This window comes from Mycobacterium sp. VKM Ac-1816D (genome assembly GCF_000416385.1).
GTDB lineage: Bacteria > Actinomycetota > Actinomycetes > Mycobacteriales > Mycobacteriaceae > Mycobacterium > Mycobacterium neoaurum_A.
Genome location: NZ_AOHQ01000130.1, coordinates 109,643 through 124,993 on the forward strand (window position 1 = coordinate 109,643; position 15,351 = coordinate 124,993).

12 protein-coding genes are annotated in these 15,351 nt (G+C 67.1%); 3 read left to right on the plus strand and 9 right to left on the minus strand.

The annotated features are described in order from the left end of the window. The first annotated feature begins 112 nt into the window (after positions 1–112). Positions 113–2,968 carry a leucine--tRNA ligase gene (gene leuS, locus G154_RS09330; RefSeq protein ID WP_237742501.1) on the plus strand — a complete coding sequence of 952 codons (2,856 nt, stop codon included), beginning with the start codon at positions 113–115 and terminating at the stop codon, positions 2,966–2,968. A 183-nt stretch (positions 2,969–3,151) separates the two neighbouring features. Continuing rightward, on the plus strand, positions 3,152–4,366 hold the full coding sequence (gene fdhA / locus G154_RS09335; protein ID WP_019511981.1) for a formaldehyde dehydrogenase, glutathione-independent: 1,215 nt from the start codon (positions 3,152–3,154) through the stop codon (positions 4,364–4,366). A gap of 55 nt (positions 4,367–4,421) precedes the next feature. On the opposite strand, the gene G154_RS09340 is transcribed toward fdhA, so the two are convergent. After that, positions 4,422–5,090, minus strand: coding sequence for an SDR family oxidoreductase (locus tag G154_RS09340; protein WP_023985104.1), 669 nt, complete (start codon positions 5,088–5,090; stop codon positions 4,422–4,424). Between the two features lie 56 nt (positions 5,091–5,146). Here G154_RS09340 and G154_RS09345 point away from each other — a divergent pair, with 56 nt between their 5' ends. Next, positions 5,147–6,487 (plus strand): glycogen debranching protein, encoded by a 1,341-nt coding sequence (locus G154_RS09345; RefSeq protein WP_019512165.1) that lies wholly within the window; start codon positions 5,147–5,149, stop codon positions 6,485–6,487. A 1-nt stretch (position 6,488) separates the two neighbouring features. Here G154_RS09345 and G154_RS09350 read toward each other — a convergent pair whose 3' ends face one another. The 8 genes from G154_RS09350 to G154_RS09385 all read right to left on the minus strand — a co-directional run bounded on the left by G154_RS09350 (position 6,489) and on the right by G154_RS09385 (position 15,331). Continuing rightward, a complete protein-coding gene (locus G154_RS09350; protein ID WP_019512166.1) occupies positions 6,489–6,953 on the minus strand; it encodes a MarR family winged helix-turn-helix transcriptional regulator in 465 nt (154 codons plus the stop codon). 62 nt (positions 6,954–7,015) lie between these two features. Continuing rightward, positions 7,016–7,759 (minus strand): amino acid ABC transporter ATP-binding protein, encoded by a 744-nt coding sequence (locus G154_RS09355; protein WP_019512167.1) that lies wholly within the window; start codon positions 7,757–7,759, stop codon positions 7,016–7,018. Then, positions 7,759–9,519, minus strand: a complete 1,761-nt coding sequence (locus G154_RS09360) for an ABC transporter substrate-binding protein/permease (protein WP_019512168.1) — start codon at positions 9,517–9,519, stop codon at positions 7,759–7,761. Before G154_RS09360 ends, G154_RS09355 begins: the two co-directional genes overlap by 1 nt. A gap of 80 nt (positions 9,520–9,599) precedes the next feature. After that, positions 9,600–10,418: an LLM class F420-dependent oxidoreductase gene (locus G154_RS09365; RefSeq protein WP_019512169.1), complete on the minus strand. Its 819-nt coding sequence runs from the start codon at positions 10,416–10,418 to the stop codon at positions 9,600–9,602. Positions 10,419–10,445: 27 nt separating this feature from the next. Beyond that, positions 10,446–12,509 carry a PhoX family phosphatase gene (locus G154_RS09370; RefSeq protein WP_023985106.1) on the minus strand — a complete coding sequence of 688 codons (2,064 nt, stop codon included), beginning with the start codon at positions 12,507–12,509 and terminating at the stop codon, positions 10,446–10,448. Between the two features lie 122 nt (positions 12,510–12,631). After that, positions 12,632–13,555: an alpha/beta fold hydrolase gene (locus G154_RS09375; protein ID WP_019512171.1), complete on the minus strand. Its 924-nt coding sequence runs from the start codon at positions 13,553–13,555 to the stop codon at positions 12,632–12,634. A gap of 92 nt (positions 13,556–13,647) precedes the next feature. After that, on the minus strand, positions 13,648–14,745 hold the full coding sequence (locus tag G154_RS09380; RefSeq protein WP_019512172.1) for an inositol-3-phosphate synthase: 1,098 nt from the start codon (positions 14,743–14,745) through the stop codon (positions 13,648–13,650). A 37-nt stretch (positions 14,746–14,782) separates the two neighbouring features. Continuing rightward, on the minus strand, positions 14,783–15,331 hold the full coding sequence (locus tag G154_RS09385) for a PadR family transcriptional regulator (RefSeq protein ID WP_019512173.1): 549 nt from the start codon (positions 15,329–15,331) through the stop codon (positions 14,783–14,785). Positions 15,332–15,351 lie beyond the last annotated feature (20 nt).

Here is a 15,351-nt window from a genome sequence, read left to right on the forward strand (position 1 = left end):
GCCGGCGGGGCATCCGACAGCGTCGGGACCGAGCTGCAACCGGGTTCTGACCACCCTGCAACGCAACCTTTATCAACCCGTGGCCGAAAGGCGCGCGAGCGGCGCTTATACCCTGTTCGACGTGACAGATCCCTCGGTCGACCCCGCCGACGCACCGCAGCACCGCTACTCCGCCGCGCTGGCCGGTGATATCGAGCTGGCCTGGCAACAGCGCTGGCAGCGTCTGGGCACCTTCCATGTGCCCGACCCGGTGGGGTCGCTCGCACCCACCGACGGGTCAGCCGTCCCGGCGGACAAGATGTTCGTCCAGGACATGTTCCCCTACCCGTCCGGGGACGGCCTGCACGTCGGACATCCCCTGGGCTATATCGCCACCGATGTCTACGCCCGCTACTTCCGGATGACCGGACGGAATGTCCTGCACGCCTTGGGTTTCGATGCGTTCGGGCTTCCCGCCGAGCAGTATGCCGTGCAGACGGGCACCCACCCGCGCACGCGCACCGAGGCCAATATCGTCAACTTCCGCAGGCAGTTGGGGCGCCTGGGCCTGGGCCACGACTCGCGGCGCAGCTTCTCCACCACCGATGTCGACTTCTACAAGTGGACGCAGTGGATCTTCCTGCAGATCTACAACGCCTGGTTCGACCCCGAGCTCAAGCGTGCCCGCCGCATCGAGGAACTGATCGAGGAGTTCGCCGAGGGCACCCGGGCCCTGCCCGACGGCCGCACCTGGGCGGAACTGACCAAGGCCGAGCGCGCCGATGTCATCGATGGCCATCGGCTGGTGTACCGCGCCGACTCGGTGGTCAACTGGTGCCCGGGGCTGGGCACCGTGCTGGCCAACGAGGAGGTCACCTCGGATGGCCGCAGTGACCGCGGCAACTTCCCGGTGTTCCGGAAGCGGTTGCGGCAGTGGATGATGCGCATCACCGCGTACTCCGATCGACTGCTCGACGACCTGGACGTGCTGGACTGGCCCGACAAGGTCAAGGCCATGCAGCGCAACTGGATCGGCCGCTCCGTCGGCGCACAGGTCCGGTTCGGCACAGCCGCCGGTGCCATCGAGGTGTTCACCACCCGGCCCGACACCCTCTACGGCGCGACCTACCTGGTGCTGGCCCCCGAGCATGAGCTGGTCGACGCGCTGACCGCGGCCGACTGGCCCGAAGGCACCGACGACCGGTGGACCTACGGCGGCGCAACCCCGGCCGAGGCCATCGCGGCCTACCGGTCCGATATCGCGGCCAAGTCCGACCTGGAGCGCCAGGAGAACAAATCCAAGACCGGCGTATTCACCGGTGCCTATGCCACCAATCCGGTGAACGGGACGGATGTGCCCATCTTCATCGCCGATTACGTGCTGGCCGGCTACGGCACCGGTGCGATCATGGCGGTGCCCGCCGGCGACCAGCGCGACTGGGAGTTCGCGAACGCGTTCGGGTTGCCCATCGTCGAGGTCGTATCGGGCGGGGATGTCACCGAAGCGGCCTACAGCGGCGACGGTGTGATGGTGAACTCCGGTGAGCTGGACGGCTTGACGGTCGCCGCGGCCAAGGAGGCGATCATCGTCCGGCTGGAGGCCGACGGTACCGGGCGGGCCCGGGTCGAGTACAAGTTGCGGGACTGGCTGTTCGCGCGGCAGCGGTACTGGGGTGAGCCGTTCCCCATCGTCTACGACGCCGACGGCAGAGCCCACCCGTTACCGGAATCGGCTCTGCCGGTGGAACTCCCGGATATCCAGGACTACGCGCCGGTGATGTTCGACCCCGATGACGCCGACAGTGAACCCTCGCCGCCGCTGGGCAAGGCAACCGAATGGGTGCAGGTCGACCTCGACCTCGGTGACGGGTTGCAGGCCTACACCCGGGACACCAATGTGATGCCGCAGTGGGCGGGCAGCTCGTGGTACGAGCTGCGCTATGCCGACCCACACAACTCGGAAGCGTTCTGCGCCAAGGAGAACGAGGCCTACTGGATGGGGCCGCGGCCGGAGATCCACGGTCCGCAGGATCCCGGGGGAGTCGATCTGTACGTCGGCGGTGTCGAGCATGCGGTGCTGCACCTGCTGTACTCCCGGTTCTGGCACAAGGTGTTGTTCGATCTCGGCCACGTCAGTTCGTCCGAGCCGTACCGCCGATTGGTCAACCAGGGCTACATCCAGGCGTTCGCCTACACCGATGCCCGCGGTTCCTACGTTCCCGCCGCCGAGGTCGTCGAACGCGACGGCAAGTTCTTCTACCCGGCACCGGAGGGGGAGATCGAGGTCAACCAGGAGTTCGGCAAGATCGGCAAATCGCTGAAGAACTCGGTGTCCCCGGACGAGATCTGCGACGAGTACGGCGCCGACACCCTGCGTGTCTACGAGATGTCGATGGGACCGCTGGAGGCCTCGCGTCCGTGGGCGACCAAGGACGTCGTCGGCGCGCACCGATTCCTGCAGCGGGTGTGGCGGGCCGTCATCGACGAGACCACCGGTGCGGTGCGGGTCACCGACGAGCAGGTCGGCGACGAGACCCTGCGCGCGCTGAACAAGACCATCGCCGGGGTGGCCGAAGATTATGCGGCGCTGCGCAACAACACGGCGGCGGCCAAGCTGATCGAGTACACCAACCACATCACCAAGGCGGCGGTGACGGCGCGGGCGGCCATCGAGCCGCTGGTGCTGATGGTGGCCCCGTTGGCCCCGCACCTGGCCGAGGAACTGTGGCGCCGGTTGGGTCACGACGCATCGCTGGCCCACGGACCCTTCCCCGAAGCCGACGAGCGCTATCTGGTCGACGACACCGTCGAGTTGCCGGTCCAGGTCAACGGCAAGGTGCGCGGCAAGATCACGGTCGCCGCCGATGCGGACAGGGCGGCCTTGGAGGCGGCCGCGCGTGCCGACGAGAAGGTGCTGGCCTTCCTCGACGGGGCCACGCCCAAGAAGGTCATCGTGGTTCCCGGCAAGCTGGTCAACCTCGTCGTCTGAGCGACCCCGACCAACGGTGGGGTTCTCTCCCCACCGTTGGTCTAGTTTCCTGATGCGGTCCCGACGTATGGCGCTTCGTGCATACCGGAGTGCGGATACTGGATGTCAGGGCCGCAGCGTGGCGGCGGAGATCCCGTCTGTGAGAACGCTTTACCGAAATGGCGGCCCGGTTTGGAGCACGCAATGTCGGATAATCGGATCGTCGTCTACAAGGGTCCCGGCCAGGTGGCCGTGGAGACGCTGCCCTATCCCAAGCTCGAGGTGCCCGCCGAGGTCGCGAGCGCGATGGGAATGAGCCGCAAGGCCGACCACGCGGTCATCCTCAAGTGTGTGTCGACCAACATCTGCGGTTCCGATCAGCACATGGTCCGCGGCCGGACCACCGCGCCCGTCGGCCAGACACTCGGCCACGAGATCACCGGCGAGATCGTCGAAAAAGGTTCCGACGTACAGTTTCTCGACGTCGGGGACATCTGCTCGGTGCCGTTCAACATCGCCTGCGGCCGCTGCCGGAACTGCCGCGAGGGGCAGACCGGCATCTGTTTGAACGTCAACCCGGCCCGGGCTGGCTCGGCCTACGGTTATGTCGACATGGGCGGCTGGCTCGGCGGCCAGGCCGATTACGTGATGGTGCCCTTCGCCGACTTCAACCTGCTGAAGTTCCCGGATCGGGACGCCGCACTTGCCAAGATCCGTGACCTCACCATGCTCTCGGACATCTTCCCGACCGGCTATCACGGGGCCAAGACCGCCGGTGTCACCACCGGGTCGACGGTCTACGTCGCCGGCGCGGGCCCGGTCGGGCTGGCCGCCGCGTACTCGGCGCACCTGCTGGGGGCGGCGGTGGTGATCGTCGGTGACCTCAATGCGGACCGACTGGCGCAGGCCCGGTCGTTCGGGTGCGAGACCGTCGACATCAGTGCCGACGCGACCCTCGAGGAGCAGATCGCCGAGATCTTGCACACCGATGAGGTGGACTGCGCGGTGGATGCGGTGGGCTTCGAGGCCAGCGGTCACGGGCATGATGCCGGTGAGCAGCCCGCCGCGGTGCTGAACTCGATCATGAACGTGACCAGAGCCGGCGGAGCGCTGGGCATTCCCGGTCTGTATGTCACCGGCGACCCCGGCGGCACCGATGACGACGCCAAGCACGGCACGCTGAAGGTCCGGCTGGGCCTCGGCTGGGCCAAGAGCCACAGCTTCTACACCGGACAGTGCCCGGTGCTCAAGTACAACCGCGGCCTGATGATGAGCATCCTCCACGACAAGGCGCATATCGCCGATGCGGTGAACGCGACGGTGATCGGCCTGGAGGACGCGCCCGACGGGTATGCCGCGTTCGACTCGGGGGTGGCGCAGAAGTTCGTGCTCGATCCGCACGGGATGGTGCCTGCCTAGCGGGTGTTGATTTCGGCGCGTTCACGCTCGCTCACCGAGCGCGAGCGCGCCGAAATCACGGGTTCGGGCGGACCGTGAGCTCGTGGATGTGACCGTCCCTCGGCGCGTTGACCGCCTGGGCGACCAGCAGTCCCACCGTGGCGGGACGCAGGAAGCGGTCCGGGTCGTAGGTCTTGCCCTCGTAGGCCACCAGGTCGCGCTGCATCTCCGAATCGGTGCGCCCGGGGAAGACCGAGGTGACCCGCAGGGTCGGTTCGTCGGTCCGCAACGAGTCGGCGAACGCGCGGAGCGCGAACTTGCTCGCCGAATACGATGCCATGTTGGCCGAGACCTTCTGGCCGGCACCGGAGTTGATGAACACCACGTGCCCGTCCGCGGCGCGCAACGCCGGAAGCAGGGCCAGCGTCAACGCCACCGCACCGGTGACATTGACCTCGAAGCTCGCCCGCCACTGGTCGGCGGTGGACTCGGCGACGGGCCCCGGGTAGAGCACGCCGGCGTTGTGCACCAGCACGTCGAGTTCGGCGAGCACCTCGGCGGCGGATTCTATGGACTCGGGATCGGTCAGATCCAACGGCCAGGTGGGGGCCCCGAGCCGTTCGGCGACGGCGTCGAGCCGCGCCGACGGTCGCCCCGCGAGCAGCAGAGTGTGCGTCGGGGCGAGGGCATCGGCGATGGCCGATCCGATCCCGCCGCCGGCGCCGGTGATCAGAGCTGTGGGCACAGGAGAAAACAGTACCGACACTGCACGCTCGCCCGCGGCGTCGCATTATTGATGCGATGCCACCGGACCCAAGCTTCGCCCCCACCCAGCTCGCGGCGCGAGCGGCCTATCTGCTGCGCGGAAACGACCTGGGTGTGATGACCACTGCCGCCCCGCTGCTCTACCCGCACATGTGGAGCTGGGATGCGGCATTCGTAGCCATCGGACTGGCCCCGCTGAGCGTCGAGCGCGCCGTCGTCGAGCTCGACACCCTGCTCTCGGCTCAATGGGGTAACGGGATGATCCCGCACATCGTGTTCGCCAACGGTGTCGACGGATACTTTCCCGGTCCGGCGCGCTGGGCGACCTCGGCGCTGGCCGTCCATGCCCCGCGCACCCGGCACACCTCAGGGATCACCCAGCCGCCGGTGCACGCCATCGCGGTGCAGCGCATCCTGGACCGCGCCAAGGCGCGCGGCCGCTCGACCCGGGCGGTGGCCGAGTCGTTCCTGGACCGGCGATGGAGTGATCTGGTGCGGTGGCACCGGTGGCTGGCCGAGGCGCGCGACCCGGACCAGCGCGGCCGGATCACGCTGTATCACGGGTGGGAGTCCGGAATGGACAACTCACCGCGTTGGGACAGTTCGTATGCCAACGTGATTCCCGGGGACGTGCCGGAGTATCAGCGCGAGGACAACAAGATCAACACCGATGCCACCCAGCGTCCGTCCGACAGCGAGTACGACCGCTACCTGTGGCTGCTGGAGGAGATGAAGTCCGTCCGCTACGACGACGAGCTGTTGGCCAAGAAAATGAGCTTCGCCGTCGAGGACGTGTTCGTCTCGGCGATCTTCTCGGTGGCCTGCCGGGTGCTTGCCGAGATCGGCGAGGACCATCGGAGGTCCCCGGCAGACATCCGTGACCTCTATTTCTGGGCCGACCGCTTCCGCGCCGGTGTCGTCGAAACCACCGACGTACGGACCGGTGCGGCAAGGGATTTCGATGTGCGCGCCGGATCATGGGTGGCGACCGAGACCATCGCCCAGTTCGCTCCGCTGCTGTGCGGTGGACTTCCACACGACAAGGAGCGTGCGCTGCTGCGTCTGTTGGACGGCCCGCGCTTCAGCAGCCACCCGGATCTGCGGTACTCGCTGATCCCCTCCACGTCACCGGTTTCCCGAGACTTCCGGGCCCGCGAATACTGGCGCGGCCCGGTCTGGCCGGTGACGACGTGGTTGTTCTCCTGGTGCTTCGCCCGCCGCGGCTGGGCCGAGCGTGCGCTGACCCTGCGCCAGGAGGGACTGCGCCAGGCCAGCGACGGCACCTTCGCCGAGTATTACGAGCCGTTCACCGGTGAGCCGCTGGGCAGCATGCAGCAGTCCTGGACCGCGGCCGCGGTGCTGGACTGGCTGGGCTGAGTCAGCTCGAGGACTGGTCGGCCAGGCGGTCGAGTGAGCCCAACGCCGCTGTCAGCGTTGCCTTGTCTTCGGCACTGAGCCCTTCGAGCAGGCCGCCGAGAAACGCGCGCCGCGCCTCGAGCGCCTCGCGGTGCTGCACCAGCCCGCGCGGGGTCACCTCGACGAGCACGGCCCGCAGATCCGACGGGTCACGCGAACGCTTGACCAGACCGAGCTTCTCCAGCCGCCGGATGGCCACGGTGGTGGTGGGCGTACGAACCCGTTCGTGGGCGGCCAGTTCCGTCATCCGGATCGGACCACAATCCAGCAGCGTCAACAGGATCGAGAGCTGGGCGAGGGTCAGGTCGGCGCCGGGGGAGTTCCCCGCACCGCGATTGTCGCCACGGCGCAGCACGGAGAACAGCTTGGAAAGCACACGCTGGAGCTCCCCGGCCAGTTCCTCGGTCTGCGGTTCGGTCTCGACCATAATTTCGCAAGTCTAACCTGTCCGTCTCGGACGGGCGGTAATGCGCGAGATTCGGTCGCGGGTCACAACACCTGGTCCAGGAACCGGCGCAACCGCTCGGTTTCGGCGCTTTCGAAGATCTGCTCGGGCGGGCCGGACTCGACGACCTTGCCTTCGTCCATGAACACCACGGCGTCGGCCGCCGATCGGGCAAAACCCATCTCGTGGGTGACCACGACCATGGTCATGCCGGTGGAACCCAGATCGGCGATCAGCTCCAGGATTCCCTTCACCAGCTCGGGATCCAGCGCCGAGGTCGCCTCGTCGAAGAACATCACCTGGGGTGACATCGCCAGTGCGCGGGCGATGGCGACCCGCTGTTGCTGGCCACCGGACAGCGTCGACGGACGGGCATCGGCCTTGTGCCGCAACCCGACCCGATCCAGCTGGGTCAGTGCGAGCTCGCGGGCCTCCTCGGCGGAGATCCCCTTGAGCCGACGAGGTGCCATCGCGACGTTCTCGACCACGGTGCGGTGGGGGAACAGATTGAACTGTTGGAAGACCATGCCGATGCGCTGGCGGAGCTTGTCGGGATTGTCGGCGAGCACCGATCTGCCGTCGAGCAGGATGTCGCCGCGGTCCGGCTCGTAGAGCCGGTTCAGGGTGCGCAGCAACGTCGACTTTCCCGATCCGGAGGGGCCGATGACCGCGGTGGTGGTCCCCGCCGGCACCGCAAGGTCGATCCCGCGCAGCACCTGGTTTGGTCCGAAGGACAGGTGAATATCGTTGGCGGCCAGCGATACTGCCTGCAGCTGCGGGCTTGCCATCAGATCATCTCCTGCTGGACGGGGGCGGGCTGCTTACCGGTGCGTAACCGGGCGTCGATCACGTTGACCAGGTGGGTCAACGGGATCGTCAGAGCGAGATAGAACAGCCCGGCGGCCACCAGCGGTGAGAGATTTCCGGTCTGCGCGTTGAGGTCTCGGCCCACCTGGAACAGTTCGCGCTGGTTGGCGACCAGACCCAGGAAGTACACCAGCGAGGAGGCCTTCAGCAGGGAGATGAACTGGTTGACCAGCGCAGGCAGGACCCGTCGGATCCCCTGCGGGATGATGACCAGTTTCATGGACTCCGAATAGCTGAAACCCAGTGCGCGCGAGGCCTCCATCTGTCCGGTCTCGACGCTCTGGATTCCCGACCGGAAGATCTCTCCGACGTAGGCCGCCGACATCAGCCCCAGCGCGGCGATACCGAGTGGATAGGGGTTGTTGCCCGTCAGTTCGCCGACGATGGGCCCGATCCCGAGACCGATGATGAGGATGATCACCACCTCGGGAAGACCGCGGAAGATGTCGGTGTACACCCGGGCGGGCCAGCGCAACAAGCGGGACCGGGAGATGCCGGCGACGGCAAGCAACAGCCCGAGCACGACGCCGATCACGGCCGCACCGGCGGTTAGCAGCAGGGTGTTGGGCAGGCCGGTCTTGAACAGGTCGGGGATGGCCTGGCGGTACAGATCCCAGTCGAGGAAGGTGTCGGCCAGCTGCCCCAGCACGGATTTTCGGGCCGCCGGCGCGGCCGGTTCGGCCGGTGCCCGCTCGGCGGCGATCTGTGCGAAGTCGGGAAGTTGGGGCTCCGGGGCGGCCTTTGATCCCGGTTTCCACCCCGGCGGCAGGGCGCGGGGCACCCAGTCGGTGTACAACCGTGCCCACGTGCCGTCGGCGATGACGGCGTCGAGTCCGGCGTTGAGCGCGTCGATCAGCGGCCGGTTCTCCTTGGCGACCGCGTAGGCGACGAAATTGTCCAGACTGAAGGTGTTTTCGATGATCGTCGCGGGATCGCCGGGCTGTACGGTGCCGACCGCCTGCTGCGACGGCGCCACCCAAGCGTCGATCTGGCGGGTCTTGAGGCTGCCGTAGACGGTGTTGTAGTCGGGGAACTTCACCGGGTCCAGGCCGAGGGTGTCGACGACGTAGGCCTCCTGCACGGTGCCCTGGACCACGCCGATGCGTTGTCCGGCTCCGAGCTGGGAGAAGCTGGTGATCGACGAGCCGGCCGGCACGACGAGGGAGAAGTAACCGAAGTCGTAGCCGTTGGTGAATCCGACGGTCTTGCGCCGGGCGTCGGTGGTGGTGATCGACGACGAGCCCACGTCGAAGCGGCCGGAGGCCACCTGCGCCAGCAGCCCGGAGAAGTCGGTGCCGACGAAGTTGACCCGCAGACCCAGCTTCTCGGCGACCGCGCGCAGCACCTCGTTGTCGAAGCCGGTGAACTGCCCGCCCGCGTTGATGCAGATGCTGGGCGGGGCATCCGAGAGCGTGCCGACCGTCAGTACTCCCGGTGTGCCGAGCCCCAGCGCATTGACATCGACGCGATCGAGCGGTTCGACACCGGCGGTGGTGTACTTGTCGGCGCCCGGGCCCTGCGCGGCGGCGGCCAGGTTGGTCGGCAGCGCGCTGGCACTGTCGATACCCGGTGGGGCGCATTGGTCGGCACCGGCCGGGGCGGCCATGCCGACCGCGCACACCAGAAACGCGAGCACCAGCGCGAGCACCAGGTGCCCGGTCCGGCGGAGCATCGAGGTCATGGGTGCCCAAGGTAGCCGCTGCGCCCGCCCGGGCGAAGTCTTCAACTCATTCCGACAGCAACCGAAGCGACCCAGCCCGCTCAGCCCTGCGCGCGCTGATCTCGCCACTGCACCAGCGCTTCGGCGAGGCTCAGGTCGTAATCGGGTCCGTTGACGCCGATGGTCAGCAGGGTGACGCCGAGCCCGACGAGGGCTTCGGCGCCGGCCAGCGCCGCCTCGACGCTCTTCTCCGGGACCCCGGAGGACCGCTCGATGGCACCGGGATCGCGGCCCACGTCGGCGCAGTGGGAGTCGAGGACCTCGGCCAGCCCGGGGTAGGTGCCGGCATCGGTGAAGCCGTGCCAGATGTGGGCGTGCTCGGCGACCAGACGCAGCGTCTTACGCTTGCCCTGACCGCCGATCAGGATCGGGATCTCGCGCAGCGGTGCGGGGTTCAGCTTGGCCAGCCGAGAACGGATCCGGGGCAGGTCGGCGGCCAGGTCGTCAAGCCGGCTGCCCGCGGTGCCGAACTCGTAGCCGTACTCGTCGTAATCCTTCTGCTTCCAACCGGATCCGATGCCCAGGATCAACCTGCCGTCGGAGATGTTGTCGACGGTGCGCGCCATATCGGCGAGCAGCTCGGGGTTGCGATAGGAATTGCAGGTGACCAGCGCGCCGATCTCGATGCGGGAGGTCTGTTCGGCCCAGGCGGCCAGCATCGTCCAGCATTCGTAATGCGCTCCGTCGGGATCGCCGTACAGCGGGAAGAAGTGATCCCAGTTGAAGGCGATGTCGACGCCCATGTCCTCGGCCCGCCGCACGGCGTCGCGGATAGGGCCGTAGCCGGGCGAGTGCTGGGGCTGTAGCTGCACGGCGATGCGCACGGGGCGCTCGTTGGACGTCCGCTCGGTAGAAATCATGGTCAATCAATACCCCGTGCGCGGTGATTACACGCCGATACTGCCGCCGTCGCGCCAGACCGCCACCACCGAGGGCTTGGCGGTGCCGTTGCCGCCCTCGGGCCACCGCGACAGCGGGTCGTCGATGCTGTTGTCGTCGTTCTCGCCCGGGTGCTGCACACACACGGTGACCAGGTCGTCGGTGATGACCGGCCCGCAGGTCTCGGCTCCCAGTGGCACGGTCAGGAACTGCTTGGTCAGTCCGCGGCTCGGCCCCTCCAAGGAGACCGCGAACAGTCCGTCATTGGAGTCCAGTGCGTTGCCGTCGGTGGACACCCAGAGGTTGCCGTGGCTGTCGAAGGCCAGGTTGTCCGGGCATGAGATCGGGCTGACCTTGGTCTTGTCGAAACCGCCGAAGTAGCTGTCGGCCGCCTCCGGGTCACCGCAGACCAACAACAGCTCCCAGGCGAAATCGGTCCCGGTGTGGTTGTCGGTGATCTCCAGGACCTGGCCGTTCTTGTTGTCATTGCGCGGGTTGGCCGCGTCCGGCCCCGCCTTGCCGTCGGCGCCCCGGTTGCTGTTGTTGGTCAGTGCGACGTAGACCTTGCCGCTCTTGGGGTTGGCCTCGAAGTCTTCGGGCCGGTCCATCTTGGTGGCCCCGGCCTTGTCTCCGGCGAAGCGGGTGAAGACGGCGACCTCCTCGGCGGACATGCCGTCGACCAAAGATTGGGCAGTCCCCCCGGGCCCGGACCGCAACAGCGGAATCCAGGACCCGGTGCCTGCAAACTTCCCGGCTGCCGGCAGGGCGCCGGAGCCGTCGATCTGGTCGGCCGGGATGTCGCTGGACAGCTTCGCCACGTAGAGCGTGCCCTCGTCCAGGATGGTCATGTTGTGCGCCATGTCGCCGGGCTGAATCTTCTTGGCGGAGACAAACTTGTACATGTAATCGAAGCGCTCGTCGTCGCCGGTGTACGCGACGACGGTGCCGTCATCGGCGACGTGGATGGTGGCGGCCTCGTGCTTGAAGCGACCCAGCGCGGTGTGCTTGATCGGTGCCGACGCCGGATCCCACGGGTTGAGTTCGACGACGTAGCCGAACCGGTGCAATTCGTTGGGAGTCTTGGTGATGTCGAAGCGCGGGTCGAAGTTCTCCCACTTGCGTTCGGTCGGTTCGGATTCGACGCCGTAGCGCTTCAGCCGATCGGCGGCCGTGCCGGTCGGCGCCGGCGCCCCGGCGGGCGCGCCGAAGTAGGAGTTGAAGTTCTCCTCGCCGGAAAGCACGGTGCCCCAGGGCGTCACACCGCCCGAGCAGTTGTTGACGGTGCCCAGCACCTCGCGGCCGCTGGTGTCGGCGGCGGTCTTGAGCAGGTCGGTGCCTGCGGCGGGCCCGACAATGGTGAACGGGGTGTCGGCCGTGATCCGGCGGTTGTAGCGGCCGAGTACCGGACGCAGACCGTCGGCGGTGCGCTGCACCTCGACAACCGAAAGGCCATGCGCGGCAATGCCGATCTCGAACTGCTCACGGGTCGGGTTGTCGGCGTCATAGCCGGGGTGCATGAACTGCTCGGTGGTGTACTCGTGGTTGGTCACCAGCAGGAATCGGTCGTTGCTTCCCTCGATGGGCAGTAGGCCGGCGAAGTCGTTGTTGAATCCGAATTGCTGACGCTGCGCCGCCGCGCTCTGCCGGGTCACGTCGAAGACGGGCGCGCCGGGCAGCACCGGATCACCCCAGCTGATCACGACCGACTGTCGGTAACCGTCGGGGATCACCACGGCGTCCTCGCTGTTGGGGGCCACCGCGGTGAAGTTCATCCCGGCTGGTGTCGGCGGCTCCGCGGGAGCGGCCGATGACGATGTCGCCGCGGTGTCGGATCCGCTGCTCGAGCAGGCGGCCAGTGCCGAGCCGGCGCCGACCGCCAGGACCGCCATACCGGCGGTTTTGAGCGCCGATCGGCGCGATACCGCGGCCAGCACCTCGCCGAAGTACTCGTTGTCGCTGGTGTTCGGCACCGGCTTGGAGCAGGCATCGCCGCAGCGGTAGCGGCAGGTGACATGTTGGCGCGACGACCGACCGTCGTGTGCAACAAAGAGGTTCAGCGGGATGAGCGCCATGGCGTGCGAGGATCCTTCCACCCGAAAGACCGCTCGTGGGCTGGACGAACGGTTCGCGGCAGAAAGCTACGGCAGCCGGGCTAGCAACTGGCAAGCAGCAGGTTAACGGGAGTCAACAACTCTCACCGCGCCAGCACACCGCGCAGGATCTCGATCAGCTTGACCGGCTGGTCGCCCTGTACGGAGTGCCCGGCGTCGGCGACGATGTGGGTCTGCAAGAAGCCGGGGGCGTTGGCGGCGAACGCCTCGGCGTCCTCGTCATTGACGAAATGGGAGTTGGCTCCGCGCACCAGGGTGGTCGGCATGGTGATCGATGCGACGTCGTCCCAGAGACCCTGGAAGGAGGCCGGCATACCGGCACTGTCGTCCCCGGCGGGCCTGCGCATCGTGTCGTAGCGCCACGTCCAGGTGCCGTCCTCGAGACGCTTGGCGTTGTGAAAGACGCCGCGGCGCAACGATGTACGGTCGCGATGCGGGGCCGCGGCGACGGTGACGTCGAGCATCGCCTGAAAAGACGGGAAGGTGCGCTCACCCTGTACCAGTGCCACCGCGCCGAGCTGCGCCTTGGACATCTGCTCGTGGCGCTCGGGGGCCGAGGGCGTGACATCGACGAGGACCAGTTCCTTGACCAACCCCGGCTCGGTGGCCGCGATGCGCAGCGCGGTCAGACCGCCGAGTGACATACCGACCACCAATCGCGCGTCGGGCGCGTGCTCGCGCAGCACCGGCGCGATGATGTCGGCGTTGATCTTGGGCCCGTAGTCACCGTCGGTGCGCCAGGCCGAGCGCCCGTGCCCGGGCAGGTCGATGGCCAGGGCGGGCAGCCCGAGTCCGAGGATGACGGTGTCCCAGGTGTGGGCGTTCTGGCCGCCCCCGTGCAGGAAGACCACCTGCGGGCTCTCGTGCCCCCACTTGATGGCGCTGATCTCGCCGAGGTCCAGCCGGCCTGCGCTGGGCAGCGGACCGGACACCCCGGCCTGTTCGGCGTTCTCGGGCAGCAGGGCGAACTCGTCGAGCTCGAGCAGGTCGTCGTCGGTGAAGGCCATGAGGTGGACCCTACAACGCACATGACTCTGCGTTCAGGGTGCAAAAGTGCGAGAAGCACCCTGAACGCAGAGTCAGCGTAGGTCCAACCCGTTTAACCCTCGATGAAGGCTTCCAGCTGGGCGCGGGCGACGTCGTCGGCCAGCTGCTTGGGCGGGCTCTTCATCAGGTAGGCCGAGGCGGGCATGATCGGGCCACCGAGGCCGCGATCCTTGGCGATCTTGGCTGCGCGCACGGCGTCGATGATGATGCCCGCGGAGTTGGGGGAGTCCCAGACCTCGAGCTTGTACTCCAGGTTCAGCGGCACATCACCGAAGGCGCGGCCCTCGAGGCGGACGTAGGCCCACTTGCGGTCGTCGAGCCAGGCGACGTAGTCCGACGGTCCGATGTGGACGTTCTTGTCGTAAACCTTGTCCGCCAGCGAGCCGTTGAGGTTGCTGGTGACGGCCTGGGTCTTGGAGACCTTCTTGGACTCCAGGCGCTCACGCTCGAGCATGTTCTTGAAGTCCATGTTGCCGCCGACGTTGAGCTGGTAGGTGCGGTCCAGCGTGACACCGCGATCCTCGAACAGCTTGGCCATCACGCGGTGGGTGATGGTGGCACCGACCTGGCTCTTGATGTCGTCGCCGACGATCGGCACACCGGCGTCTTCGAATTTCTTGGCCCACAACGGGTCCGAGGCGATGAACACCGGAAGCGCGTTGACGAAGGCGACTTTCGCGTCGATGGCGCACTGGGCGTAGAACTTGTCGGCCTCTTCGGAACCGACGGGCAGGTAGGAGACCAGGACGTCTACCTTGTTGTCCTTGAGCACCTTGACAACGTCGACGGGCTCGGCATCGGAGACCTCGATGGTCTCGGAGTAGTACTTGCCGATGCCGTCGAGGGTCGGGCCGCGCTGGACGATGATGTCGGTCGGCGGAACGTCAGCGATCTTGATGGTGTTGTTCTCCGACGCCGAGATCGCCTCGGACAGGTCGAAGCCCACCTTCTTGGCGTCGACGTCGAATGCGGCGACGAACTTCACGTCGCGCACATGGTACGGGCCGAACTTGACGTGCATCAGGCCTGGTACGGAAGCGTTCTCATCGGCGTCGCGGTAGTACTGCACACCCTGGACCAGAGAGGATGCGCAGTTGCCGACTCCGACAATCGCGACCCTGACCTCGTTGGGCGCGGTGGTCTCGGACATGGGTGTTCTCCTTCTCCTGCTGAAATTCCGGTGCTGGTTACGGCTGCGGTTCGGGTGGGCTCTGTGCGACGCGTTCGGCCGCGATCAACTCGTTGAGCCATTTCACTTCGCGTTCACTGGACTCCAGGCCCAGCTGGTGAAGCTGCTTGGTGTAGCGGTCCAGTGAGGTGCTGGCCCGTGCGATCGCCTCGCGGAGACCTTCGCGGCGTTCTTCGACCTGTCGCCGCCGGCCCTCCAGGATGCGCATGCGTGCTTCGGCCGGAGTCCGGTTGAAGAACGCCAGGTGGACGCCGAACCCGTCGTCGGTGTAGTTCTGCGGTCCGGTGTCGGCGACCAATTCGGTGAAGCGCTTCTTTCCCGCATCGGTCAGCTGGTAAACGCGGCGAGCTCGCCGCATCTTCGGGGTGCCGTCGGGTGCCGCGTCCTCGACGATGAGGCCATCGGCCTGCATGCGCCGAAGTGCCGGATACAGCGACCCGTAGGAGAACGCGCGGAACGCGCCCAACAGACCCGTCAGGCGCTTGCGAAGTTCGTACCCGTGCATCGGCGACTCCAGCAGGAGGCCCAGAACGGCGAGCTCCAGCATCGAATCACCTCCCCAGACGG

What these genes read in the sequence shown, in the direction of transcription:
- fdhA (WP_019511981.1), top strand. Translation starts at nt 3,152, where the DNA reads ATGTCGGATAATCGGATCGTCGTCTACAAGGGTCCCGGCCAGGTGGCC.
- G154_RS09345 (WP_019512165.1), top strand. Translation starts at nt 5,147, where the DNA reads ATGCCACCGGACCCAAGCTTCGCCCCCACCCAGCTCGCGGCGCGAGCG.
- G154_RS09350 (WP_019512166.1), bottom strand. Translation starts at nt 6,953, where the DNA reads ATGGTCGAGACCGAACCGCAGACCGAGGAACTGGCCGGGGAGCTCCAG.
- G154_RS09355 (WP_019512167.1), bottom strand. Translation starts at nt 7,759, where the DNA reads ATGGCAAGCCCGCAGCTGCAGGCAGTATCGCTGGCCGCCAACGATATT.
- G154_RS09360 (WP_019512168.1), bottom strand. Translation starts at nt 9,519, where the DNA reads ATGACCTCGATGCTCCGCCGGACCGGGCACCTGGTGCTCGCGCTGGTG.
- G154_RS09365 (WP_019512169.1), bottom strand. Translation starts at nt 10,418, where the DNA reads ATGATTTCTACCGAGCGGACGTCCAACGAGCGCCCCGTGCGCATCGCC.
- G154_RS09370 (WP_023985106.1), bottom strand. Translation starts at nt 12,509, where the DNA reads ATGGCGCTCATCCCGCTGAACCTCTTTGTTGCACACGACGGTCGGTCG.
- G154_RS09375 (WP_019512171.1), bottom strand. Translation starts at nt 13,555, where the DNA reads ATGGCCTTCACCGACGACGACCTGCTCGAGCTCGACGAGTTCGCCCTG.
- G154_RS09380 (WP_019512172.1), bottom strand. Translation starts at nt 14,745, where the DNA reads ATGTCCGAGACCACCGCGCCCAACGAGGTCAGGGTCGCGATTGTCGGA.
- G154_RS09385 (WP_019512173.1), bottom strand. Translation starts at nt 15,331, where the DNA reads ATGCTGGAGCTCGCCGTTCTGGGCCTCCTGCTGGAGTCGCCGATGCAC.